Source organism: Sphingomonas sp. IC4-52, from assembly GCF_020707225.1.
Taxonomy (GTDB): domain Bacteria; phylum Pseudomonadota; class Alphaproteobacteria; order Sphingomonadales; family Sphingomonadaceae; genus Sphingomonas.
In genome coordinates this window covers 1,221,475-1,243,046 of the sequence record NZ_JAJFEU010000001.1, presented here as the reverse complement: position 1 = coordinate 1,243,046, position 21,572 = coordinate 1,221,475, and the positions used below count along the sequence as shown (strand labels likewise).

Below are 21,572 nucleotides of genomic sequence, written 5' to 3'. Positions count from 1 at the left end.
GTGCTGCAACCAAGGCGCACCAAGTTCCGCAAGGCGTTCAAGGGCCGCATCAGCGGCGACGCCAAGGGCGGTACCGCGCTCAACTTCGGGTCCTACGGCCTGAAGGCGATGGAGCCGGAGCGCATCACCGCGCGTCAGATCGAGGCGGCTCGCCGTGCGATCACGCGTCACATCAAGCGCCAGGGCCGTCTCTGGATCCGCGTGTTCCCGGACGTGCCCGTGTCGGGCAAGCCGGCCGAAGTCCGCATGGGCTCGGGTAAGGGCTCGCCGGAGTTCTGGGCGGCTCGCGTCAAGCCGGGCCGTATCCTGTTCGAGCTGGACGGCGTTCCCGGGCCGCTCGCTGCCGAGGCGTTTGAGCGCGCGGCAATGAAGCTGCCGATCAAGACCAAGGTCGTGGCGCGCCTCGGCGACACGTCGCACCTCGGAGGCGAGTAAGATGGCGAAGACTGACTACAACGGCCAGAGCGACGACCAGCTCGTCGAGGCGTTGGGCAACCTGAAGCGCGAGCAGTTCAACCTGCGCTTCCAGGCCGCGACCAACCAGCTCGAGAAGCCGAGCCGCGTGCGCGAGGTCCGCAAGGACATCGCCCGCATCAAGACCCTGCAGGCGCAGCGCACCGCTGCCGCCGGCAAGTAAGAGGACCACAGCCATGCCGAAGCGCGTGCTGACCGGGCTGATCGTCTCCGACAAGGGCGACAAGACGGTGGTCGTGAACGTTGAGCGCAAGGTGAAGCACCCGCTCTACGGCAAGATCATCCGCCGTTCGAAGAAGTATCACGCCCATGACGAGGCGAACGAGTACAAGCAGGGCGAGACCGTGCGGATCGAAGAAACCGCGCCGATCTCCAAGCTGAAGACCTGGAAGGTTGTCGATCGGGTGAACACCCACGCGACGCCTGAGCGGGTCGAGATCGACGAGCCGGCCTCGGCGTAAGCCGCAGGTCCGGGTCGAAGACCAGGGCGCTCTTGTCAGTATCGGCCAGGGTCCGGATTGTCCGGAGACCAGTCGAGGGGCGGGGGCGATCGAGAGCAGGCAAGGGAGGGGCCCCACGGGGCATTGCCTTTTGTCTGTGGAGCGGCTAACGGGCCGCTCCCCCTGGACGCGATTATCGCGCCCGGGGTCATTTTTTTAAGGCGGGGTTGGGTCGGTATCCACCCCATAGCGAGAAGGAAGCGGATCAATGATCCAGATGCAGTCCAATCTCGACGTCGCTGACAACAGCGGCGCGAAGCGGGTGCAGTGCATCAAGGTGCTTGGTGGTTCCAAGCGCCGCACGGCCAGCGTCGGCGACATCATTGTCGTGTCGATCAAGGAAGCTCAGCCGCGGGGCAAGGTGAAGAAGGGTGACGTGCATCGCGCCGTCATCGTGCGCACCGCCAAGGACATTCACCGTGCGGACGGCTCGACCATCCGTTTCGACGGCAACGCCGCCGTGCTGGTCAACAAGAACGAGGAGCCGATCGGCACCCGTATCTTTGGCCCGGTGGTGCGTGAACTTCGTGGCAAGAAGCACATGAAGATCATCTCGCTGGCTCCGGAGGTGCTGTAATGGCTGCCGCAAAGATCAAGAAGGGTGACCAGGTCATCGTTCTGTCCGGCAAGGACAAGGGCAAGACGGGTACCGTGACTGCTGCCATGCCGAAGGACGGCAAGGTCGTTGTGGCCGGCGTGAACGTGGCGACCCGCCACACGAAGCCGTCGCAGATGAACCCGCAGGGCGGCCTGAACCGCTTTGAAGCGCCGCTGCACGTTTCGAAGGTCGCGCACGTGACCGCCGATGGTAAGCCGACGCGCGTCCGTTTCGAAATGCAGGACGGCAAGAAGGTCCGTGTTGCGGTCAAGACCGGGGAGAAGATCGATGGCTGATGGCTACACGCCCCGCCTGCGCAAGCTGTATGACGAGACCATCGTAAAGGCGATGATCGAGAAGTTCGGCTACAAGAACGCGCTCGAAATCCCGCGGATCGAGAAGATCGTGCTCAACATGGGCGTCGGTGAGGCGACCCAGGACAAGAAGCGTGTCGAGCAGGCCGCTTCCGAGATGGAGCTGATCGCGGGCCAGAAGCCGGTGATCACCAAGGCGAAGAAGTCGATCGCGCAGTTCAAGCTGCGTGAAGGCATGCCGATTGGCGTGAAGGTCACGCTCCGTCGAGAGCGCATGTACGAATTCCTCGATCGCTTCATCACCATCGCGCTTCCGCGTGTCCGCGACTTCCGCGGCCTGAACCCGAAGAGCTTCGATGGACGCGGCAACTATGCCTGCGGCCTGAAGGAGCAGATCGTGTTCCCGGAAATCAACTATGACCGCATCGACAAGGTGCGCGGCATGGACGTGATCGTCACCACGACCGCCAAGACCGACGACGAGGCGCGCGAGCTGCTTCGCCTGTTCGGCTTCCCGTTCCCGCGGGATGAGGCGGCTGAAGAGAAGAAGGCGGCGTGAGCCCCTTGGCAACGAACTGAACGAGAGAGCTTAAGTCCATGGCGAAACTGAGTTCCGTGAACAAGAACGAGCGTCGCAAGAAGCTCGTGAAGCAATATGCCCCGAAGTGGGCGAAGCTGAAGGCAGCGGCGAACGACAAGTCGCTCGACGAGACCGAGCGTCTCATCGCGCGTCTCAAGATGGCCGAACTTCCGCGCAATTCGAACCCGACCCGCGTCCGCAATCGCTGCGAGATCACCGGCCGGCCGCGCGCTTACTATCGCAAGTTCCGTCTTGCCCGCGTGATGCTGCGCGATCTGGCCAACAAGGGCCTGATCCCCGGTCTGACGAAGTCGAGCTGGTAAGGACACCAAGATGGCAGTGACCGATCCCCTGGGTGACCTGCTCACCCGCATCCGCAACGGCCAGCGCGCACGCAAGGACAGCGTCGTGTCGCCGGCGTCGAAGCTGCGGACCCGCGTGCTCGACGTGCTTCAGCGCGAAGGCTACATCCGTGGCTATAGCGAGGAAGATATGGGCCCCGTGAAGGGCGTCCGCATCGAGCTCAAGTATTTCGAGGGCCAGCCGGCGATCAAGCATGTCGCCCGCGTCTCGAAGCCTGGTCGTCGTATCTACAGCGGCTCGCAGAGCCTGCCGCGCGTGATGAACGGCCTTGGCATCACGATCGTCTCGACGCCGCGTGGCGTGCTCTCGGATGCCGAGGCACGTGAGCAGAACGTCGGTGGCGAAGTGCTGGCGGAGGTGTTCTGATGAGCCGCATCGGTAAGAAGGCGGTCCCCGTTCCGGCTGGCGTCACTGCCACCGTCACGGGTAACCAGCTGTCGGTGAAGGGGCCCAAGGGCACCCTCTCGCTGACAATGTCGGACCTGATCACGTACGACATCCAGTCGGACGGCATTTCGGTTCAGCCGGCGAATGACTCCAAGCAGGCTCGCGCCTTCTGGGGCATGCAGCGGACCATGGTGCAGAACCTCGTCACGGGCGTGACCGAGGGCTTCACCAAGAAGCTCCTGATCACTGGCGTCGGCTACCGCGCTGCGGCGCAGGGCAAGAAGCTGAAGCTGCAGCTCGGCTACAGCCATGATGTCGACATCGACGTGCCGGAAGGCATTGAGGTGAAGACCCCGGATCAGACCACGGTCGAGATTTCGGGCGCCGACAAGCAGAAGGTTGGCCAGCTGGCCGCCGAGATCCGCCGCTGGCGCAAGCCTGAGCCGTACAAGGGCAAGGGCATCAAGTACGACGGCGAGTTCATCTTCCGTAAGGAAGGAAAGAAGAAGTGACCAAGGGCCTTTCGCTTTTCGAGAAGCGGCGTCGCCGCAACCGTACGGCGCTTCGTGCGCGCAGCGGTGGCCGTCCGCGCCTGTCCGTGCATCGTTCGGGCAAGCACATCTATGCCCAGGTAATCGACGACGCGCAGGGCCGCACGGTCGCTGCTGCCTCGACGCTCCAGGGCCACGAGGGTGCAACGTCGAACGTCGATGCTGCGAGCGCCGTTGGCAAGCGCATTGCAGAGGCGGCGAAGGCTGCCGGCGTCACGCAGGTCGTGTTCGATCGCGGCGGCTTCCTCTTTCACGGCCGAGTGAAGGCGCTGGCGGAAGCCGCGCGCGAAGCCGGACTGGAGTTCTAAGACATGGCTGACGAGAACAACACCGAGGTGCAGGCCGCAGCGCCTGAGGCGAATGCCGGAGCCGGTGAGGCTCCCCGCGGTCGCGGCGGTCGTGGCCGTGGCGGCGATCGTGGTGGTCGCGGCGGGCGTGATGGCGGCCGCGGCCGTCGTGACGATCGCAATCGCGACGAAGGTGGTGAGGAGCTGATCGAGAAGCTCGTTCACATCAACCGCGTGTCGAAAACGGTGAAGGGCGGTAAGCGCTTCGGCTTCGCTGCACTGGTCGTCGTGGGCGACGGCAAGGGCCGCGTCGGCTTCGGCCACGGTAAGGCGCGCGAAGTGCCGGAAGCGATTTCTAAGGCCACCGCGGCTGCCAAGAAGGCGATGGTTCGTGTGCCGCTCAAGGAAGGCCGCACGCTGCACCACGACGGAAACGGTCACTTCGGCGCAGGCCGCGTCACCGTTCGTTCGGCGCCGCAGGGCACCGGCATCATCGCTGGTGGTCCGATGCGCGCGATCTTCGAGTCGCTCGGCGTCGCTGACGTGGTGACGAAGTCGGTGGGCACATCGAACCCGTACAACATGATCCGCGCCACCTTTGAGGCGCTGAACAGCCAGACTTCGCCGAAGTCGGTTGCGCAGCGGCGCGGGAAGAAGATCGCCGACCTGCTCGGCCGCGGCCATGGCGCTGATGCGCAGACCGCCGCTGCCGAAGCCGCGGCCGTCACGGAGTAAGCGGACATGGCAACCATCAAGGTCAAGCAGATCGGCTCGCCGATCCGCCGCACCAAGGATCAGCGCGCGACGCTGGTCGGCTTGGGCCTCAACAAGATGCACCGTGTCTCGGAGCTCGAGGATTCCCCCGAGGTCCGCGGCATGATCCGCAAGGTGCAGCACATGGTCGAGGTCCAGGACTGATTGTCCTTACCTGACTAGTGACAAATTGCGGAAGGGGGGCTATCGGCCCCCCTTCCTTTATTCAGCGCGAAAACAGCGAAAGCGAGTGCACACATGAAACTGAATGAACTGCGGGACAACGAAGGCGCCCGTCACCGTAAGATCCGCGTTGGTCGCGGCATCGGCTCGGGCAAGGGCAAGACCGGCGGTCGCGGCCAGAAGGGCCAGAAGAGCCGTGAGGGCGTGTCCATCGCGGGTTTTGAGGGCGGTCAGATGCCGCTCCACATGCGTTTGCCGAAGCGTGGCTTCAACAACATCTTCGCTAAGGACTATGCCGAGGTGAACCTCGTCGCGATCCAGAAGGCGGTTGATGCAGGCAAGCTGACCGCGACGGACGTCGATCACGCTGCTCTCAAGGCTGCTGGCCTGGCACGTGGCGGTAAGGACGGCGTGCGCGTGCTCGGTAAGGGCGAGCTGACCGCCAAGCTGAACTTCACCGTGGCCGGCGTGTCGGCCAGCGCACGTGAGGCGATCGAGAAGGCTGGTGGCTCGGTTTCGGTGATCGAGGTCGTTCCTGCTGCTGAGAAGGCCGCTGCCAAGAAGGGCAAGACGCGCGAGGCGCGGCTCGCCAAGAAGGCCGCAGCCAGCAAGTAGAGGCCGGTGCCTCCGGTGATCCGGGGGCACTCGCCAGCCGCTCGCGGTCCGGCTTCGGCCCTCGCCGGAGCGGAAAATGTTCGGTGGGTTAGACAAGCCTCCGAGCGCGACTATATGAGCGGCGGGGCGGGGGCATCAGCACCTTCTCCGCCGTTTCTGATTTAGACCAAGGCCAAAGGCTATTATGGCATCCGCAGCCGACCAGATGGCGCAAAACATCAGCCTCGCGAAGTTCGCGCAGGCCACCGATCTCAAAAAGAGGCTTTGGTTCACGATCGGTGCGCTGATCGTATTCCGTCTGCTCAGCTATGTTCCGCTGCCGGGCATTGACCCGACTGGTCTTGCTGCGCTCGCGCAGCAGACCAAGGGCGGTGTGCTCGATTTCTTCAACACCTTCTCCGGCGGTGCGCTGGAGCGTGCGTCGCTGATCGCGCTGGGCGTGATGCCGTACATCACGGCCTCGATCGTCGTGCAGCTCGCCACTTCGCTGTCGCCGCAGCTTGCCGCGATCAAGAAGGAAGGCGAGAGCGGGCGCAAGAAGCTTAATCAGTATACGCGCTATGGCACGGTGCTGCTCACGGCGATCCAGGGCTATGTGATCGCGACCGGCCTTGAAGCTGGCGGCGCGGTGGTCGAGCCGGGCATGCTGTTCCGCGTCGCGGCCGTGATCTCGCTGATCGGCGGTACGATGTTCCTGATGTGGATCGGTGAGCAGATTACCAGCCGGGGGATCGGCAACGGTATCTCGCTGATCATCATGGCTGGCATCGTCGCGCACCTGCCGACCACACTCGTCAACCTTCTTGAAGGTGGCCGTACCGGCTCGATGAGCCCGGCGGTCGTGATCGCGATCATCCTGGCGGTGGTCGGTCTCGTGCTGTTCATCTGCTTCATGGAGCGCGCTCAGCGCCGCATCCTGATCCAGTATCCGAAGCGTCAAACGGCGCGTGGCGTGCAGGCGGACCGCAGCCACCTGCCGCTGAAGATCAACACCGCGGGTGTTATTCCGCCGATCTTCGCATCGTCGCTTCTGCTGCTGCCGCTGACGATCACGCAGTTCGCTGGCAATCGTGTGTCGGGTGAAAGCTGGTGGGGCGATCTGATCATTTCGCTGAATCAGTATCTGCAGCACGGCAGCCCGATCTACATGCTGCTTTATGGCGCCGGAATCATCTTCTTCTCGTTCTTCTACACCGCGGTTGTCTTCAACCCGGAGGAGACCGCCGAGAATCTGAAGCGCTATGGCGGCTTCATTCCGGGGATACGTCCGGGGAAGAATACTGAGCAGTATTTCGACTACGTGCTGACCAGGATCACGGTGATCGGCGCAGCCTATCTCGCGGTGATCTGTCTGCTGCCGGAATATCTGGTGTCGGCGCTTTCGATCCCGTTCTATCTGGGCGGTACGAGCCTGCTGATCGTCGTCAACGTCACCATGGATACGGTGACGCAGATCCAGTCGCATCTGTTGGCGCACCAATACGGCGATCTGATCAAGAAGGCGAAGCTGAAGGGTGGCCGGCTGCGCTGAGGCGGCTAGCGATACACACAGGGGAGGCGTTTTCGCGTGAACATCATTCTTCTGGGGCCGCCGGGTGCCGGCAAGGGCACGCAGTCCGAACGGCTGGTCGCCGAACGTGGCATGGTTCAGTTGTCCACCGGTGACATGCTGCGGGCCGCTGTGAAGGCCGAATCGCCGGTCGGGCTTCAGGCGAAGGCAGTGATGGATGCGGGGGAACTCGTTTCTGACGCGATCGTGTCGGCTTTGATCGGGGAGAACCTTGATCGACTCGTGGATGGCCAGGGCGCCATCTTTGACGGCTATCCCCGAACTGCCGCGCAGGCGGAGGCGCTTGATCTGCTCTTGGAGGAGCGGTCTCGTGCGCTGGATCATGTGATCGAGTTGGCTGTCGACGAGGACGCGCTGGTGGAGCGGATCGTCGGACGGTTTACCTGCGCGAACTGCGGGGCGGGCTATCACGACCGCTTCAAGCAGCCCAAGATCGCGGACACTTGCGACGTTTGCGGTGCGCATGAGTTCAAGCGCCGGCCCGATGACAATGAAGAAACGGTTCGGACTCGGATGGCGGAATATCGCGCGAAGACGGCTCCGATCCTGCCGATCTATGAGGCGCGGGGCCTGGTCCATCGTGTCGATGGCATGGCGGATATCGCCGAAGTGACCCGCTCGATCGAGGCGATCCTAGACGGGCGTTGAAGGGGGCGGGCCGAGGAGCCTTACGTTCCTCGGGCGCCGCTTAGGGCTGTCGTTATCGACGTCCGACGAACACGAGTTAAGGTCATCAACAAGGGCGGTCGCTGCCCGTGCTAGGTAGCGCGATGTCGGTCGTGTTGACATGATCAAGGGCGAGGGGTAAGGGCATCCCCTTCGACCAATCCGGTTACCGGCAGCGCGCGCCGCGCTTGCCGCTTTCCTGCGTGGTGGAAGTCATGCGAGGAGATGGGGTGCGTGAACCATGCCGCACTCCGTGGAGCACGAGGAGAAAAGTTTCATGGCACGTATCGCGGGTGTCAACATCCCGACCAACAAGCGCGTCCTGATCGCGCTGCAGTACATTCACGGCATCGGTCCGGCCAAGGCCAAGGAACTGACCGAAAAGCTTGAGATCGCACCGGAGCGCCGCGTGCAGGATCTGACTGACCAGGAGGTTCTGCAGATCCGTGAAGCTATCGACGCTGGCTACACCGTCGAAGGCGACCTGCGTCGCGAAACCGCGATGAACATCAAGCGCCTGATGGACCTCGCTTGCTATCGTGGTCTGCGTCACCGCAAGGGCCTGCCGGTCCGCGGCCAGCGCACGCATACCAACGCTCGCACCCGCAAGGGCAAGGCGAAGCCGATCGCGGGCAAGAAGAAGTAAGAAAGCAGTCCGGGGGACTGCTTTCGTCTTCTTCTCCGCGGGCGTCAGGTTGAGGCAGAGCGCCTCCCGACCGCCGTATTGCAAGATAGGGTCAGGATTACCAAATGGCACAGGCACCGCAGCGTATTCGCCGTCGCGAGCGCAAGAACATCACCGCCGGCGTGGCGCACGTCAACGCCAGCTTCAACAACACCATGATCACCATCACCGACGCGCAGGGCAATGCCATCAGCTGGTCGTCCGCTGGCATGATGGGCTTCAAGGGTTCGCGTAAGTCGACCCCCTATGCTGCTCAGGTTGCGGCAGAAGACGCTGGCAAGAAGGCCGCTGAGCACGGCGTGCGTACCCTTGAGGTTGAGGTGAAGGGTCCGGGTTCCGGCCGTGAGTCGGCGCTTCGCGCGCTGCAGGCGGTTGGCTTTCAGATCACGTCGATTCGAGACGTGACCTCGATCCCGCACAATGGTGTGCGTCCGTCGAAGCGCCGCCGCGTCTGATGACTTCTGGCCCCCGGCTGACGAGTCGGGGTGCCCTTTTACACTCGGCCGGACGCGCCCCTGTCCGGCCCAACATCAGGGGACACAAGCCTTGTCCGTCAACGCAAAGAACTGGCAGGAACTCAAGAAGCCCAACGCGCTCGAAAAGAAGGGCGGCGATGGCAAGCGCAAGGCGACCTTCGTTGCCGAGCCGCTGGAGCGTGGCTTCGGCCTGACGCTTGGCAACGCGCTGCGGCGCGTGCTGCTGTCGAGCCTCCAGGGCGCGGCGGTCACCTCGATCAAGATCGAGAACGTGCTCCACGAATTCTCGAGCTTGGCCGGGGTTCGCGAGGACGTTACCGATATCGTCCTCAACGTGAAGCAGATCGCGCTGAAGATGCAGGGCGAGGGTCCGAAGCGTCTGCAGCTGTCGGCGACTGGTCCGGCAGAGGTGAAGGCGGGCGACATCGCCGTGTCTGGCGATATCGAGGTGATGAACCCGGATCTGGTCATCTGCCACCTCGACGAAGGCGCCACGTTCAACATGGAGCTGACCGCCGACACCGGTAAGGGCTATGTTCCGGCAACGGTGAACCGTCCGGCGGATGCGCCGATCGGCCTTATTCCGGTCGATGCGCTGTACTCGCCGGTCCGCCAGGTTAGCTACAAGGTCGATCCGACCCGCGTTGGTCAGGATCTTGACTATGACAAGCTCACGCTGACGGTTGAGACGGACGGCACGGTCACGCCGGAAGACGCGCTTGGCTATGCCGGTCGGATTCTTCAGGACCAGCTTTCGCTCTTCGTTCACTTCGACGATTCTGCGGTCACCCGTGCGGCGCCTGTGGGCGTTGCTGCTCCTGCCGCCGGGGCGGAGCCCGCCAGCGACACGCAGCAGATCAACCGTTATCTGCTCAAGAAGGTCGACGAGCTCGAACTGTCGGTTCGTTCGGCCAACTGCCTCAAGAATGACAATATCATCTACATCGGTGATCTCGTCGGCAAGACCGAGGCAGAAATGCTTCGCACCCCGAACTTCGGTCGCAAGTCCTTGAACGAGATCAAGGAAGTGCTGTCGTCGATGGGCCTGCGTCTGGGCATGGAAATCCCGGGCTGGCCGCCTGAGAACATCGAAGAGATGGCCAAGAAGCTCGAGCAGGAGATCATGGGCTGATCCTGCGCCGGCGCAGCGTGGCTGCGCCGGAGACAGGACAGACCCGGTCGGCGGGTCGGCAAAGCCGATCCCGACCGACGGTTTGGCTGGGTCACGCCGCTCCGGCCAGAAAGTTACCGGGGCCCCGACAGAACGCCGGGGTGACGTACACCGGGTGGCCCCCGTCCCACCTGTCCCGGGGTTCCGTGAAACGGCCCCCTGACGAACGAGAGAAGGAAATACCATGCGTCATCGTGTAGGTGGTCGTAAGCTGCAGCGTACCTCGGCACATCGCGCCGCGCTGTTCCGCAACATGTCGGCCGCGCTGATCAAGCACGAGCAGATCACCACGACCCTCGCCAAGGCGAAGGAACTGCGCCCGTACATCGAGAAGTTGATCACGCTTGGCAAGAAGGGCGGCCTCTCGAACCGCCGTCTCGCGCACGCTCGTCTTCTTGACGATGCGCAGCTGGTGAAGCTGTTCGACGTGTTGGCTCCGCGCTACGCCGATCGCAACGGTGGTTACACCCGAGTGATCAAGGCCGGCATCCGGGCCTCTGACGCATCGCCGATGGCGATCATCGAGTTCGTCGATCGTGACGTGTCGGCCAAGGGTCAGGACTCGGGCCCGGTGCTGAACGACGAGGATTTCGACGAAGCCGCCTGAGCTTCGCCTTAGCGGATAATGAAGGGTCGTTCCGGAAACGGGACGGCCCTTTTTCGTTGTCTGGTGGGAGGCCCGCCCGGGGTAGGCGAGGCGGCGCACACGGCCTCTTCCGTCATTCGTCCCGCGCGGCTACAGGCCCGCCATGGAACACCCCGACAGCATCCTCATCATCGATTTCGGCAGCCAGGTCACGCAGCTCATTGCGCGCCGCGTCCGCGAGGCCGGTGTGTACAGCGAGATTGCGCCGTTTCAGTCAGCCGAAGATGCATTTCAGCGGATGAAGCCAAAAGGGGTCATTCTGTCCGGTGGTCCCGCCTCGGTGGTTGACGAGGGCAGTCCACGGGCGCCGCAGGCAGTGTTCGACAGCGGGGTGCCGCTGCTTGGCATCTGCTACGGGCAGCAGGTGATGAACACGCAGCTCGGCGGGCGTGTCGAAAAGGGATATTCCGGCGAGTTCGGGGAGGCGTTCGTTCAGGTCGACTCCGCTTGTGGGCTGTTCGATGGCCTCTGGCAGGAGGGTGATCGCCATCAAGTGTGGATGAGCCACGGAGACCATGTGGCGGAGCTTGCACCTGGGTTTGCACCAGTGGCGTCATCTTCGGGCGCGCCGTTCGCCATCACTGCGGACGAGACCCGCCGTTACTATGGCATGCAGTTTCACCCGGAGGTCGTTCATACGCCGGACGGTGGCAAACTGATCAAGAACTTCGCCCGGCACGTGTGCGGCCTCACCGGCGATTGGACCATGGCCGAGTTCCGCGAGACCAAAATAGCAGAGATCAGGGCCCAGGTTGGCGACAAACGCGTCATCTGCGGTCTGTCGGGCGGCGTAGACTCCGCCGTGGCCGCGGTGCTTATCCATGAAGCCATCGGCGATCAGCTCACCTGCGTCTTCGTCGACCACGGCCTGATGCGGAGCGGCGAGGCCGAGCAGGTCGTCAGCCTGTTCCGCGGACATTACAATATCCCGCTGGTCCACGTGAATGCGGAAACGTTGTTCCTGAGCGGTCTGGCCGGCGTGACGGATCCGGAAGCGAAGCGGAAGTTCATCGGCAAGACGTTCATCGAGGTGTTCGAGGACGAAGCACGGAAGATTGGCGGTGCCGAGTTCCTCGCTCAAGGAACGCTGTACCCGGACGTGATCGAGAGCGTGAGCTTCACTGGGGGCCCGTCGGTGACGATCAAGAGCCACCACAATGTCGGGGGCCTGCCCGAGCGAATGAACATGAAGCTCGTCGAGCCACTCCGCGAGCTGTTCAAGGATGAGGTTCGCGAACTCGGCCGCGAGCTGGGACTGCCGGACATGTTCGTCGGGCGCCATCCTTTCCCGGGACCGGGTCTGGCGATCCGCATACCAGGCGAGGTGACGCGGGAGCGTTGCGATATCCTGCGCAAGGCTGACGCCATCTACCTGGAGGAGATCCGCAACGCTGGCCTGTACGATGCGATTTGGCAGGCGTTTGCCGTGCTTCTCCCAGTGCGATCCGTTGGGGTGATGGGGGATGGACGCACGTACGACAGCGTGCTGGCATTGCGCGCCGTTACTTCCACCGACGGGATGACTGCCCAGGCATTTGAGTTCCCTGGGGGCTTCCTGCCCCGGGTAGCCACTCGCATCGTGAATGAGGTGAAGGGCATCAACCGCGTCACCTATGACTATACGTCAAAGCCACCGGGCACGATCGAGTGGGAGTGATGTGTCTGACATCCAAGGTCGATTGAGCGACCCCGACTGAGTACGACCAGCTGGCACCAACAGGGAGTGCGCGCCCGGCGGGCGCTCCCCCGAGATTAATCGAAAACGGTGCTAATCCGCACATCCGCGCCAAAGTTGCGGCAAATACGTCGGCACGGCGCGACCTAGCCGCGGCATCGGCCGCTGCCCGCGTCAGGTGACGGGGGCGCACAGCATGCATGGCCGAGCGGCAGTTGGCGAGAACCGGCAGGAGTCGGCGCGCAAGGGCCAGCCGATCACCATCGGTCTTTTGTGGCACTCGCTGAACTCCGGCAATCTCGGCGTCGGGGCGCTCACTGTGGCCAATCTGACGATCGCTCGTCAGGTCGCCGAGGAGTTCGGCCTTGAGCCTCGTTTCGTGGTCATGGGGGCACGAGACAGGCAACAGCCGGTCATCCCATTACCAGGCACTCGCCCGGTGCCGATCGATTGGCGAGCGCTGCGTCCGGGGGGCACGATCTGGCGGGCGATGGCGGAGGTGGACTGCGTGCTCGACATCGGAGCCGGCGACAGTTTTGCCGACATCTATGGTCCGCGCCGCTTCTCCTTCCTCGTTATCAGCAAGCTGCTTGCGCTCGCCCGGCACAAGCCGCTGATCTTTTCACCCCAGACGATCGGGCCATTCACCAGGCGCCCCTATATGGCCGTCGCCGCGTTCGTCATGGGACGCAGCCGGGCCTTGTTCGTACGCGACGAGCTCTCTCGCGATGTAGCACGACGGATGGCACCCTCGGCAGCGGTGACGCTCGCGGTAGATGTCGCGTTTGAGCTTCCGTTCGAGGATCGCTCGCATCTACGCGGGGGACCGCTCCTGCGGATCGGGGTGAACCCCTCCGGACTGCTGTTTGATGAGGCAGAACGGGGAAGCAACCGCTTCGGCCTCTCTTATGACTATGCCCGCCTTACTCGCGGACTGCTGACAAGGCTGTGCTTGAGGGAGGACATAGAGGTCCATCTGGTGCCGCATGCGACCAGCAATCGGGATCCGCGGGACGATGATGGCGCCTTGTGTGATCGCTTAGCCGCCGAGTTCCCCGGTGTGGTCCGGGTGCCAAACTTCGCCACGCCCTCCGATGCGAAGAGCTACATTTCGGGGCTCGACCTGCTCGTCGGCGCTCGGATGCATGCTTGTATTGCTGCCTTCTCCGCAGGGGTTCCTGTCGTTCCGGTTGCGTATAGTCGCAAGTTCGGCGGGCTCTTCGGTTTGCTGGATTACGAAACAATGGTGCCCGTCACCGGCATGAATGAGGAGCAAGCGACCAATCTGATCCTGCAAGCGCTGGCTAACCGAGCTGCATTGGCAGATCAGGAGGCAGCGGGAATGAGGCGGGTGCAGAGCCTGCTTGCCGGTTATCGCGACACCCTTCGTTCGACCTTTCTTGCCGTGAGCGCATCGGCATGATTGCGGCATCACCAACCGTTACGCGTGTCCTCGCTGCCGATCTGTGTACTGGGTGCGGACTATGCGCCGGAGTATCCTCTGGCGCGATCGGGATGGCGACGGACGCGGCGGGCTTTGCACGACCCAGGCAGTTCTGCCCCGTCACGGAGGCCGCCGAGGCACGGATCGCCGGCTCCTGCCCCGGCAGTGTCATTGCGCCCTGGTCAAAGGAGGAGCGGCACCAACACCCTTTATGGGGACCCTGGCGACAGACGCTTACCGGCGCCGCGTCCGATCCCGAGGTCCGCTTCCATGGCGCTTCAGGCGGAGCTCTATCGGCGCTGCTAATCCATGCTCTTGAGCAAGGAACGGTTGACCGAGTGCTGCACATTGAGCCGGACCCGAAGCATCCAACGGGTAACCGAGTTCGATGGTCCTCCACTCGCGAAGAGGTGCTTGCCGGAGCCGGATCCCGCTACGCCTCGTCGTCTCCGCTGGCGGCGATCGAAGAGGCTCTCGCACAAGGCGGGCGATTCGCCTTTGTCGGTAAGCCCTGCGATGTCTCTGCGCTTCGGCAACTCGGCCGATATGACACCCGCGTGGCAAAGCACGTGCCGTTGGTGCTTTCCTTCTTCTGCGGCGGGCTTCCGAGCAGTGCCGGGGCAGCCGATATTTTGCGCGCCATGGGGCTCGAGCAGGGCGACGTCGTCGAGTTTCGTTATCGCGGGCAGGGTTGGCCCGGCCTGACAGTCGCTCGCACGGCTGATGGCAGGTCTGGCGAGATGTCCTACGCCGAAAGCTGGGGCAGGCACCTCAGCCGGCAGGTGCAATTCCGCTGCAAGATCTGTCCAGACGCAGTGGGTGGGGTGGCGGATATCGCCTGCGCGGACGCCTGGTACGGCGACGCCGCGGGTTACCCAAGCTTTGAGGAAAAGGACGGGCGCAGTCTGATCATGAGTCGTACGGCGGCAGGCGAGGCATTCCTGCATTCTGCCCAAGCGGCCGCCGCAATCGAAACAGCGCCGCTGCCAATCGAAGAGATCGAGCGGATGCAGCCAGCTCAAGCGCAGCGCAAACGGATGATCGCGGCGCGCACCGCCGCCGTTCGTGCTTCGCTCCAGCCAGTACCGATCATGCGAGACCTGGAGGTCGGTGCCGCCGCGCGGCAGGGCCGCCCATACGACATCACGCACAACTTTCTGGGAACCATGCGCCGCGTGCTGCTCCGGCGCTGGCGAAAGTGGCGCATCACTGCCGGCGGACGGGGACAGCCGGCATGAGGGCTCCGAGCGTCTTGTTGCTGTCGGGCAGCGCAGCCCTGCTTCCGAGAGCGGCTTGGGGGCAGGTGGCGCAACCGCTCGGCCGAACGTTCTCCGTACCTGCGCGATCGGTCACCCTGACAGTCTCAAACGACCTTCTCTACGATACCAATATTGCGCGGGGCGGCGATGCTGCAGCCCGGCTGCGCGGACTCGAGAACGAGGACCTGCGTGTCCTTCCCACCGCATCGCTGGACATGACCCTGCCGAGAGGGCGAGCGTCAATCACCACGCGCGGCAGCATCGGTTATGATTCCTATGCGCGAAACAGCCGCCTGAATCGCGAACGCATAACCTTCGGCGCTCAGGCGAAACTGCCGGTGGCTTTCTGCACTGTCGCCCCGAATGTTGCTTATGCGCGCCGCCAAAGCGACCTCATCGATCTGTCGATCATCCCGGACGTGTCCGCCGGGTCGGCAGAAAATGTGCAAACGCTCAAGGAAGTCGGGGCGACACTCCTATGCGGCCCCGACATCGGCATTCGCCCTAGCGCACACGTTCGCTACGCGGAGACCGCAAACAGCGCGCGACTGCGGCGAGGGCAGGACGTCGAGGAAGTCCGTTACGGCAGCGAGCTGAACTATGCCCAGCCATCGATCGGCATCGTCACGATCTTCGTGCAACGGCGTGATTTCTCCTATGACCAGCGGCGAAGACTTGCCGCGACGCAGGTGCCGACCTTCCGGATCACCAGTGCCGGTGTGCGTTTCGATCGCCGCCTGGGCGCGCCCCTTCAGCTGGTGGGCTCGATCAGCTATTCCGATCTGGGCTCGCCAGTAAGCCTCAGGGGTGCCGAGCGCTATGACGGCCTGAACTGGGATCTCTCGGCCACGCTTCGGCTTGGGGGCAGGGTCCTCCTGGCCGCTGAGACCGATCGAGCACTTGCCGTCTCACCCGGCTTCTCCTCCGATTTCGTTCGGCAGACCAACTATGTTGGCTCGTTTACCTATGCGTTGACCCCGTTGGTGCAGGTTGGTGCGGCGCTCTCGCGTGCGGAACGTAACTTTCGGCTGGTCGCGGCACCGAGAGGATTATCGATCACCAGGGACCGGGTCGATGCCGCCACCCTGCGCCTCGACTATGCGCGTCGACAGGTGCGCATGAGCGTGCGCGGATCTTATCAGCGGCGCGCCAGCGACAACGATCTGTTCGACTATGAGGGCGCCCAAGCGACGCTAAGCGTCAGCTATATGTTCAAGCGCTGACAGGTTGGTGCGTGGCTCGCTGGTCAGCGCAGGCGGCGAGCGACCAATATGAGGAGGAGCCCCACTACGGCGACTCCGGCGCCGCGATCCGCCCAAACCCGCTGGTCCAGCATGAAGCTGGACGATGGCCAATTCACATAGCCAAGGCCCTGACCGACCCACAGCAGGCCGACCAGGGCAAGCACGGCGCCCAGCGCGAACAGCACCGGGCGCCAGCGCCGCATCTCAGCGCTCGTTCAGCGGCACGTACGAACGTGCAGTCGGCCCGGTGTAGAGCTGACGCGGACGACCGATCTTCTGATCCGGATCAGTGATCATCTCGTTCCACTGCGCGACCCAGCCGACGGTGCGGGCAAGGGCGAACAGCACGGTGAACATCGACGTCGGGAAGCCGATCGCGGACAGGATCACGCCCGAATAGAAGTCGACGTTCGGGAACAGCTTCTTCTCGATGAAGTAATCGTCGCTGAGCGCCAGCTCTTCCAGCCGCAGCGCGGTCTCGAACAGCGGGTCGTTGACGTTGAGTGCCTCGAACACTTCACGCACGGTCTTCTGCATCACCGTCGCGCGCGGATCGTAGTTCTTGTACACGCGGTGGCCGAAGCCCATCAGACGGAACGGATCGTTCTTGTCCTTCGCCCGGTTGATGAACTCGGGGATGCGATCCGGCGTGCCGATTTCCTGCAGCATGTTGAGCGCTGCCTCGTTGGCGCCGCCATGCGCCGGGCCCCACAGGCAGGCGATGCCGGCCGCGATGCACGCGAACGGATTGGCGCCCGACGAACCGGCGAGACGCACGGTCGAGGTCGACGCATTCTGCTCGTGATCGGCGTGGAGGATGAAGATCCGGTCCATCGCCTTTTCGACCGCCGGGTTCACCTCATAGGGCTCGGCCGGCACGCCGAAGGTCATCTTCAGGAAGTTGCCGGTGTAGCTCAGCGAATTGTCCGGATACTGGAACGGCTGCCCGACGCTGTACTTGTACGCCATCGCCGCGATTGTCGGCATCTTGGCGATCAGGCGATGCGACGCGATCATGCGCTGCTGCGGATCGTGGATGTCGGTCGAATCGTGGTAAAAAGCGGAAAGCGCGCCGACGACGCCGCACATGATCGCCATCGGATGCGCGTCGCGGCGGAACCCGCGATAGAAGGTCGCCAGCTGCTCGTGCAGCATGGTGTGGCGGGTGATCGTGTTCTCGAACTTGTTCAGCTCGTCGCCCTTGGGCAACTCGCCGTTCAGCAGGAGGTACGCGACCTCCATGAAGCTCGACTTTTCGGCCAGCTCACCGATCGGATAGCCGCGGTGCAGGAGAACGCCCTCGTCACCGTCGATGTACGTCAGCTTCGACTGGCACGATGCCGTGGAGGTGAAGCCGGGGTCATAGGTGAAGGCGCCCGTCTGGCCGTACAGCTTGCGGATGTCGACCACGTCGGGCCCGACCGTGCCGGACAGCACGGGATAGCCGAAGTTCTTATCCGCGAGGGACAGCTTGGCGTCAGTCATTCTTTTCGTCCTTCCCCTGGGCGGCCGTTTGATCCGCGGCATGATCGGCGATGCGGGCGAGACTTTCGTCCCGGCCTAACAGTGCGAGCACGTCGAAGATTCCGGGCGAGGTCCGGCGGCCGGTGAGTGCGGCACGGAGCGGCTGGGCCACCTGGCCGAGCTTCAAGCCCTGCGCTTCGGCAACCTGCCGCACCGCTTCTTCGAGCGCCTCCGTATCCCACTTGGCTACAGCGTCAAGCGCGGCATGAACCTTTGCAAGCGTGACCCGCGCGTCCCCGGCAAGAAGCGGCTCCGCATCGGCAGCGATGTCGAGCGGGCGAGTAACCAGAAGGAAGCGTGCGCCATCGGCCAGTTCGTTCAAATTGGCGGCACGTGGCTTCAGCGCAGGCATGGCCGCAACCATAAGCGGCCGCCGAGCATCACCTTGTGCGAGACCAAGCCGGTCCGACACGAGTTCGCCCAGCCGGGCGTCATCGGCGCTTCGGATATAGTGACCGTTCAGGTTCTCGAGCTTTTTCAGATCAAATCGCGACGGCGACTTGCCGACGCTGCTCAGGTCGAACCACCCGATCGCCTGTTCGCGGCTGATGATCTCATTGTCGCCGTGACCCCAGCCCAGCCGGAGAAGATAATTGTCGAGCGCTTCGGGCAGGATGCCGAGCTCATCGCGATACGCCTCAATGCCAACCGCGCCATGCCGCTTCGACAGCTTGGCACCGTCGCTGCCATGGATGAGGGGGATGTGGGCATAAACGGGCTCGGGCCATCCCATCGCCTTGATGATGGGCAACTGGCGAAACGCGTTGTTGAGGTGATCGTCGCCGCGGATGATATGGGTCACGCCCATGTCGTGGTCGTCGACCACAACCGCCAGCATATAGGTCGGCGTGCCGTCCGAGCGCAGCAGCACCAGATCGTCCAGTTCGGCGTTCTGCACGGTGACGGCGCCCTGAACCCGATCTTCGATCGTAGTTGCGCCCTCCGTCGGCGCCTTCAGGCGAACGACGAACGGAGCGTTCGCATCGTCATTGGTTCGGTCGCGCCAGGGTGAGCGAATGCGCAGCGGCTGCTTTTTCGCTTGAGCCTCTGCTCGCATCGTCTCGATTTCCTCGGACGTCATGTAGCAGCGATAGGCGGCACCAGCGGCAATCATGGCCTCGGCCACTTCCACGTGGCGTGCCGCGCGGCTGGATTGATAGACTTCCTCGCCGTCCCAATCGAGGCCGAGCCAGCGCATCCCGGACAGGATCGCCTCGATCGCCGGCTGGGTGGAGCGGGCGCGATCGGTATCTTCGATGCGCAGGAGAAAGCGGCCGCCGTAGTGGCGGGCGTACAGCAGGTTGAACAGGGCGGTACGGGCGCCGCCCAGATGAAGGAAGCCCGTCGGCGACGGGGCAAAGCGGGTTACGACAGCAGGCGTGCCGGTATCTGTGGTTGCGCTCAAGCGCGCTAGCTCCCAGGCTGGAAAACGATCATGGCGACAACTGCCGCGCAGCCCCCTAGCACGCACCTCTCGGCGCTTCAAACCGCACGGGCATGGCTGGAAAGCCGGCTGGATGCGGAACGGGATCAGTTACCCCTGTGGCTGCCGGTCATGCTGGGGGCGGGGATTTCAGCGTGGTTCGTTCTTCCGGACAGCATCGGTTGGCGAGGCGTGCTGCTGGCGGGGCTTGCTGTCATGCTGTTTGCTATTGCCCTGGGGCGTGGCGGGCGAACCGGCCGCGTGGTTGCCATCAGCGCGGCTGCCTTTTCGCTCGGCGTAGGGCTGATCTGGACCAAGGCTGATCGCGCCGCTGCGCCGGTGTTGCAGCGCCCCATCGTCGCTCACCTCACCGCCCGCGTGGAGAAGGTCGATCAGTTGCCCGCCCGCAGCTTGGTGCGGCTTCGTCTAACAGACCTTCAATGGACCGATCCTGCGCCCGCCAACCGGCCGATCCGAATCCGCGTGAATGTTCTGGACCGTGACGTGCCGGCAGGGCTGGTACCGCACGCAACGGTGGCGTTGCGCGCGCGCTTGATGCCTCCTCCGCCACCTGTCGTGCCGGGAGCCTATGATTTCGCGCGTGTCGCCTGGTTTGACGGCATTGGCGCCACTGGGCGCGCGCTCGGACCTGTAAGGATCCTGTCAGGGGGTAGCTCGAATGAACCCGTGCGAACCCGATTGTCCCGGCACATCCAGGCGCGGCTGAGCGGCAGTGCCGGCGGCATCGCGGCTGCGCTGGCGACGGGCGACACCGGCGGTATCGACGAGGCCGATCAGGAGGCGATGCGGGCGTCCGGTTTGGCGCACCTTCTGTCCGTCAGTGGGCTCCACATCACCGCTGCGGTCGGTTTGACCATGCTGCTCGCCACGCGGTTGTTGGCCCTCAACCTGCGGCTGGCGCTCACTGGCCGGGTGCCGCTCCTGGCCGCCGCGCTCGGAGCGGCTGCTGCCCTCGGCTATACTTGGCTGACCGGCGGCGAGGTGCCCACAATCCGCAGCTGCATCGCTGCCCTGTTGGTGCTCGCGGCCATGGCGCTGGGGCGGGAAGCGCTCACCCTGCGTCTGGTTGCAACCGGTGCGCTGGTCGTCCTGCTGATGTGGCCGGAGGCGCTGGCAGGGGCCAGCTTTCAGCTCTCCTTTGCCGCGGTCACCGCCATCATTGCCTTGGCGGAGCATCACCGAGTCCGCGAATGGTTCGGGCCGCGGGACGAGGGGTGGCCCAGGCGGCTCCTGCGCGGCGGCGGCTCGCTTCTTCTCACCGGTGTGGCGGTCGAGGTGGCGCTGATGCCGATCGCCATATTCCATTTCCACAAGGCCGGGGTTTACGGCGCGCTGGCTAACATCGTGGCGATCCCGCTGACGACGTTCGTCATCATGCCGCTGGAGGCGCTTGCCCTGCTGGTCGACGCGGTTTCGCTCGGTGCGCCGATCTGGTGGCTGACGGGGCAGGCGCTCGCCGTCCTGCTCTGGATCGCCCATGTCACGGCGGCCGCGCCCGGGGCCACAACGGCAATACCAGTCATGCCGGGCGTCGCTTTCGGTCTCATCGTTGCTGGCGGCCTCTGGCTCGCCCTGTGGCGCACCAGCTGGCGGCCGTTCGGTCTCCTTCCGATTGCGGTCGGAACGGTGTGGACCCTGCTCACTCCGCCACCGGATGTGCTCGTCACCCGCGATGGCAGGCACGTGGCGTTACACATGACGGACGGACAGACCGCGCTGTTGCGGGAACGGGCCGGTGACTATGCGCGCGATATGCTCGCCGAAGCGGGAGGCGCGGAGGAAGAGCTGGTGCCGCTGTCCGAACAAGCGCACGCAAGCTGCAGCCGGGATCTGTGCCGTGCCACCTTGTCCAATGGCGATCGGTCATGGCGCGTCCTGGCGACCCGAAGCGCTTATCTGGTGCCGATTGCCGACATGATCGCCGCTTGTCGTGCAGCGGATATCGTTGTCAGCGATCGCCGCCTTCCCCGCGGATGCAACCCGCGCTGGCTGCGGCTCGATCGCCCAGCGCTGGAGAGCACAGGCGGTATCGCAATCACGCTTGCGACGGGGAATGTGCGTACGGTTCACCGTCCCGGCGACGCCCACCCGTGGGTGTCGGCCACGTCAAGCGCACGTTCTGGACAGCCCTGAAAGCTGCCATCTCGACGCGACATTTCTAGG

At 63.9% G+C, this 21,572-nt stretch carries 27 protein-coding genes; 24 read left to right on the top strand and 3 right to left on the bottom strand.

Annotated features, from left to right (window positions below):
- The 23 genes from rplP to LK535_RS06030 all read left to right on the top strand — a co-directional run bounded on the left by rplP (nt 1) and on the right by LK535_RS06030 (nt 16,420).
- Complete coding sequence (gene rplP / locus LK535_RS06140) at nt 1-435, top strand: 50S ribosomal protein L16 (RefSeq protein WP_227770949.1); 435 nt, start codon at nt 1-3, stop codon at nt 433-435.
- Nucleotide 436: 1 nt separating this feature from the next.
- Nucleotides 437-637 carry a 50S ribosomal protein L29 gene (gene rpmC / locus LK535_RS06135; protein ID WP_227770948.1) on the top strand — a complete coding sequence of 67 codons (201 nt, stop codon included), beginning with the start codon at nt 437-439 and terminating at the stop codon, nt 635-637.
- Nucleotides 638-650: 13 nt separating this feature from the next.
- On the top strand, nt 651-935 hold the full coding sequence (gene rpsQ, locus LK535_RS06130) for a 30S ribosomal protein S17 (RefSeq protein ID WP_046408562.1): 285 nt from the start codon (nt 651-653) through the stop codon (nt 933-935).
- A gap of 247 nt (nt 936-1,182) precedes the next feature.
- Entirely contained in the window at nt 1,183-1,551 is a 369-nt protein-coding gene (rplN, locus tag LK535_RS06125; protein ID WP_017979484.1) for a 50S ribosomal protein L14, read from the top strand.
- A complete protein-coding gene (gene rplX, locus LK535_RS06120) occupies nt 1,551-1,868 on the top strand; it encodes a 50S ribosomal protein L24 (protein ID WP_227770947.1) in 318 nt (105 codons plus the stop codon). The genes rplN and rplX overlap by 1 nt, the downstream gene beginning before the upstream one ends.
- Nucleotides 1,861-2,445: a 50S ribosomal protein L5 gene (rplE, locus tag LK535_RS06115; protein ID WP_227770946.1), complete on the top strand. Its 585-nt coding sequence runs from the start codon at nt 1,861-1,863 to the stop codon at nt 2,443-2,445. Before rplX ends, rplE begins: the two co-directional genes overlap by 8 nt.
- A 38-nt stretch (nt 2,446-2,483) precedes the next feature.
- Nucleotides 2,484-2,789, top strand: coding sequence for a 30S ribosomal protein S14 (rpsN, locus tag LK535_RS06110; RefSeq protein ID WP_227770945.1), 306 nt, complete (start codon nt 2,484-2,486; stop codon nt 2,787-2,789).
- 10 nt (nt 2,790-2,799) lie between these two features.
- Nucleotides 2,800-3,195: a 30S ribosomal protein S8 gene (gene rpsH / locus LK535_RS06105; protein WP_046408570.1), complete on the top strand. Its 396-nt coding sequence runs from the start codon at nt 2,800-2,802 to the stop codon at nt 3,193-3,195.
- Complete coding sequence (gene rplF / locus LK535_RS06100) at nt 3,195-3,728, top strand: 50S ribosomal protein L6 (protein WP_227770944.1); 534 nt, start codon at nt 3,195-3,197, stop codon at nt 3,726-3,728. The genes rpsH and rplF overlap by 1 nt, the downstream gene beginning before the upstream one ends.
- Complete coding sequence (gene rplR, locus LK535_RS06095; RefSeq protein WP_227770943.1) at nt 3,725-4,075, top strand: 50S ribosomal protein L18; 351 nt, start codon at nt 3,725-3,727, stop codon at nt 4,073-4,075. The genes rplF and rplR overlap by 4 nt, the downstream gene beginning before the upstream one ends.
- Nucleotides 4,076-4,078: 3 nt before the next feature.
- Complete coding sequence (gene rpsE, locus LK535_RS06090) at nt 4,079-4,789, top strand: 30S ribosomal protein S5 (protein ID WP_227770942.1); 711 nt, start codon at nt 4,079-4,081, stop codon at nt 4,787-4,789.
- A gap of 6 nt (nt 4,790-4,795) precedes the next feature.
- A complete protein-coding gene (rpmD, locus tag LK535_RS06085; RefSeq protein WP_227770941.1) occupies nt 4,796-4,972 on the top strand; it encodes a 50S ribosomal protein L30 in 177 nt (58 codons plus the stop codon).
- 93 nt (nt 4,973-5,065) lie between these two features.
- Entirely contained in the window at nt 5,066-5,605 is a 540-nt protein-coding gene (gene rplO / locus LK535_RS06080) for a 50S ribosomal protein L15 (protein WP_227770940.1), read from the top strand.
- Between the two features lie 184 nt (nt 5,606-5,789).
- Nucleotides 5,790-7,136, top strand: coding sequence for a preprotein translocase subunit SecY (gene secY / locus LK535_RS06075; RefSeq protein ID WP_227770939.1), 1,347 nt, complete (start codon nt 5,790-5,792; stop codon nt 7,134-7,136).
- Nucleotides 7,137-7,172: 36 nt separating this feature from the next.
- The gene (locus LK535_RS06070; RefSeq protein ID WP_227770938.1) at nt 7,173-7,823 is read left to right on the top strand and encodes an adenylate kinase; all 651 of its coding nucleotides are present in this window, start codon (nt 7,173-7,175) and stop codon (nt 7,821-7,823) included.
- 295 nt (nt 7,824-8,118) lie between these two features.
- Nucleotides 8,119-8,487 (top strand): 30S ribosomal protein S13, encoded by a 369-nt coding sequence (rpsM, locus tag LK535_RS06065; protein ID WP_227770937.1) that lies wholly within the window; start codon nt 8,119-8,121, stop codon nt 8,485-8,487.
- 104 nt (nt 8,488-8,591) lie between these two features.
- On the top strand, nt 8,592-8,981 hold the full coding sequence (gene rpsK / locus LK535_RS06060; protein WP_019516037.1) for a 30S ribosomal protein S11: 390 nt from the start codon (nt 8,592-8,594) through the stop codon (nt 8,979-8,981).
- A 91-nt stretch (nt 8,982-9,072) separates the two neighbouring features.
- Complete coding sequence (locus tag LK535_RS06055) at nt 9,073-10,134, top strand: DNA-directed RNA polymerase subunit alpha (RefSeq protein ID WP_227770936.1); 1,062 nt, start codon at nt 9,073-9,075, stop codon at nt 10,132-10,134.
- Nucleotides 10,135-10,357: 223 nt separating this feature from the next.
- Complete coding sequence (rplQ, locus tag LK535_RS06050; RefSeq protein WP_227770935.1) at nt 10,358-10,780, top strand: 50S ribosomal protein L17; 423 nt, start codon at nt 10,358-10,360, stop codon at nt 10,778-10,780.
- A 142-nt stretch (nt 10,781-10,922) separates the two neighbouring features.
- Nucleotides 10,923-12,476, top strand: coding sequence for a glutamine-hydrolyzing GMP synthase (guaA, locus tag LK535_RS06045; RefSeq protein WP_227770934.1), 1,554 nt, complete (start codon nt 10,923-10,925; stop codon nt 12,474-12,476).
- Nucleotides 12,477-12,690: 214 nt separating this feature from the next.
- Nucleotides 12,691-13,917: a polysaccharide pyruvyl transferase family protein gene (locus LK535_RS06040; RefSeq protein WP_227770933.1), complete on the top strand. Its 1,227-nt coding sequence runs from the start codon at nt 12,691-12,693 to the stop codon at nt 13,915-13,917.
- Nucleotides 13,914-15,176: a Coenzyme F420 hydrogenase/dehydrogenase, beta subunit C-terminal domain gene (locus tag LK535_RS06035; protein ID WP_321576540.1), complete on the top strand. Its 1,263-nt coding sequence runs from the start codon at nt 13,914-13,916 to the stop codon at nt 15,174-15,176. The genes LK535_RS06040 and LK535_RS06035 overlap by 4 nt, the downstream gene beginning before the upstream one ends.
- On the top strand, nt 15,173-16,420 hold the full coding sequence (locus tag LK535_RS06030; protein WP_227770931.1) for a hypothetical protein: 1,248 nt from the start codon (nt 15,173-15,175) through the stop codon (nt 16,418-16,420). The genes LK535_RS06035 and LK535_RS06030 overlap by 4 nt, the downstream gene beginning before the upstream one ends.
- A gap of 23 nt (nt 16,421-16,443) precedes the next feature.
- On the opposite strand, the gene LK535_RS06025 is transcribed toward LK535_RS06030, so the two are convergent.
- Genes LK535_RS06025 through gltX form a run of 3 tightly spaced genes read right to left on the bottom strand, consistent with a single transcriptional unit; the run spans nt 16,444 to nt 19,370 of the window.
- Complete coding sequence (locus LK535_RS06025; RefSeq protein WP_227770930.1) at nt 16,444-16,644, bottom strand: hypothetical protein; 201 nt, start codon at nt 16,642-16,644, stop codon at nt 16,444-16,446.
- A 1-nt stretch (nt 16,645) separates the two neighbouring features.
- A complete protein-coding gene (locus tag LK535_RS06020) occupies nt 16,646-17,926 on the bottom strand; it encodes a citrate synthase (RefSeq protein ID WP_227770929.1) in 1,281 nt (426 codons plus the stop codon).
- Nucleotides 17,919-19,370 (bottom strand): glutamate--tRNA ligase, encoded by a 1,452-nt coding sequence (gene gltX, locus LK535_RS06015; protein WP_227770928.1) that lies wholly within the window; start codon nt 19,368-19,370, stop codon nt 17,919-17,921. Before gltX ends, LK535_RS06020 begins: the two co-directional genes overlap by 8 nt.
- A gap of 30 nt (nt 19,371-19,400) precedes the next feature.
- On the opposite strand from gltX, the gene LK535_RS06010 reads away from it, so the two are divergent.
- The gene (locus tag LK535_RS06010) at nt 19,401-21,542 is read left to right on the top strand and encodes a ComEC/Rec2 family competence protein (protein ID WP_227770927.1); all 2,142 of its coding nucleotides are present in this window, start codon (nt 19,401-19,403) and stop codon (nt 21,540-21,542) included.
- The last annotated feature ends 30 nt before the right edge of the window (nt 21,543-21,572 follow it).

What these genes read in the sequence shown, in the direction of transcription:
- rpmC (WP_227770948.1), top strand. Translation starts at nt 437, where the DNA reads ATGGCGAAGACTGACTACAACGGCCAGAGCGACGACCAGCTCGTCGAG.
- rpsQ (WP_046408562.1), top strand. Translation starts at nt 651, where the DNA reads ATGCCGAAGCGCGTGCTGACCGGGCTGATCGTCTCCGACAAGGGCGAC.
- rplN (WP_017979484.1), top strand. Translation starts at nt 1,183, where the DNA reads ATGATCCAGATGCAGTCCAATCTCGACGTCGCTGACAACAGCGGCGCG.
- rplX (WP_227770947.1), top strand. Translation starts at nt 1,551, where the DNA reads ATGGCTGCCGCAAAGATCAAGAAGGGTGACCAGGTCATCGTTCTGTCC.
- rplE (WP_227770946.1), top strand. Translation starts at nt 1,861, where the DNA reads ATGGCTGATGGCTACACGCCCCGCCTGCGCAAGCTGTATGACGAGACC.
- rpsN (WP_227770945.1), top strand. Translation starts at nt 2,484, where the DNA reads ATGGCGAAACTGAGTTCCGTGAACAAGAACGAGCGTCGCAAGAAGCTC.
- rpsH (WP_046408570.1), top strand. Translation starts at nt 2,800, where the DNA reads ATGGCAGTGACCGATCCCCTGGGTGACCTGCTCACCCGCATCCGCAAC.
- rplF (WP_227770944.1), top strand. Translation starts at nt 3,195, where the DNA reads ATGAGCCGCATCGGTAAGAAGGCGGTCCCCGTTCCGGCTGGCGTCACT.
- rpsE (WP_227770942.1), top strand. Translation starts at nt 4,079, where the DNA reads ATGGCTGACGAGAACAACACCGAGGTGCAGGCCGCAGCGCCTGAGGCG.
- rpmD (WP_227770941.1), top strand. Translation starts at nt 4,796, where the DNA reads ATGGCAACCATCAAGGTCAAGCAGATCGGCTCGCCGATCCGCCGCACC.
- rplO (WP_227770940.1), top strand. Translation starts at nt 5,066, where the DNA reads ATGAAACTGAATGAACTGCGGGACAACGAAGGCGCCCGTCACCGTAAG.
- secY (WP_227770939.1), top strand. Translation starts at nt 5,790, where the DNA reads ATGGCATCCGCAGCCGACCAGATGGCGCAAAACATCAGCCTCGCGAAG.
- rpsM (WP_227770937.1), top strand. Translation starts at nt 8,119, where the DNA reads ATGGCACGTATCGCGGGTGTCAACATCCCGACCAACAAGCGCGTCCTG.
- rpsK (WP_019516037.1), top strand. Translation starts at nt 8,592, where the DNA reads ATGGCACAGGCACCGCAGCGTATTCGCCGTCGCGAGCGCAAGAACATC.
- rplQ (WP_227770935.1), top strand. Translation starts at nt 10,358, where the DNA reads ATGCGTCATCGTGTAGGTGGTCGTAAGCTGCAGCGTACCTCGGCACAT.
- guaA (WP_227770934.1), top strand. Translation starts at nt 10,923, where the DNA reads ATGGAACACCCCGACAGCATCCTCATCATCGATTTCGGCAGCCAGGTC.
- LK535_RS06040 (WP_227770933.1), top strand. Translation starts at nt 12,691, where the DNA reads ATGCATGGCCGAGCGGCAGTTGGCGAGAACCGGCAGGAGTCGGCGCGC.
- LK535_RS06035 (WP_321576540.1), top strand. Translation starts at nt 13,914, where the DNA reads ATGATTGCGGCATCACCAACCGTTACGCGTGTCCTCGCTGCCGATCTG.
- LK535_RS06030 (WP_227770931.1), top strand. Translation starts at nt 15,173, where the DNA reads ATGAGGGCTCCGAGCGTCTTGTTGCTGTCGGGCAGCGCAGCCCTGCTT.
- LK535_RS06025 (WP_227770930.1), bottom strand. Translation starts at nt 16,644, where the DNA reads ATGCGGCGCTGGCGCCCGGTGCTGTTCGCGCTGGGCGCCGTGCTTGCC.
- LK535_RS06020 (WP_227770929.1), bottom strand. Translation starts at nt 17,926, where the DNA reads ATGACTGACGCCAAGCTGTCCCTCGCGGATAAGAACTTCGGCTATCCC.
- LK535_RS06010 (WP_227770927.1), top strand. Translation starts at nt 19,401, where the DNA reads ATGGCGACAACTGCCGCGCAGCCCCCTAGCACGCACCTCTCGGCGCTT.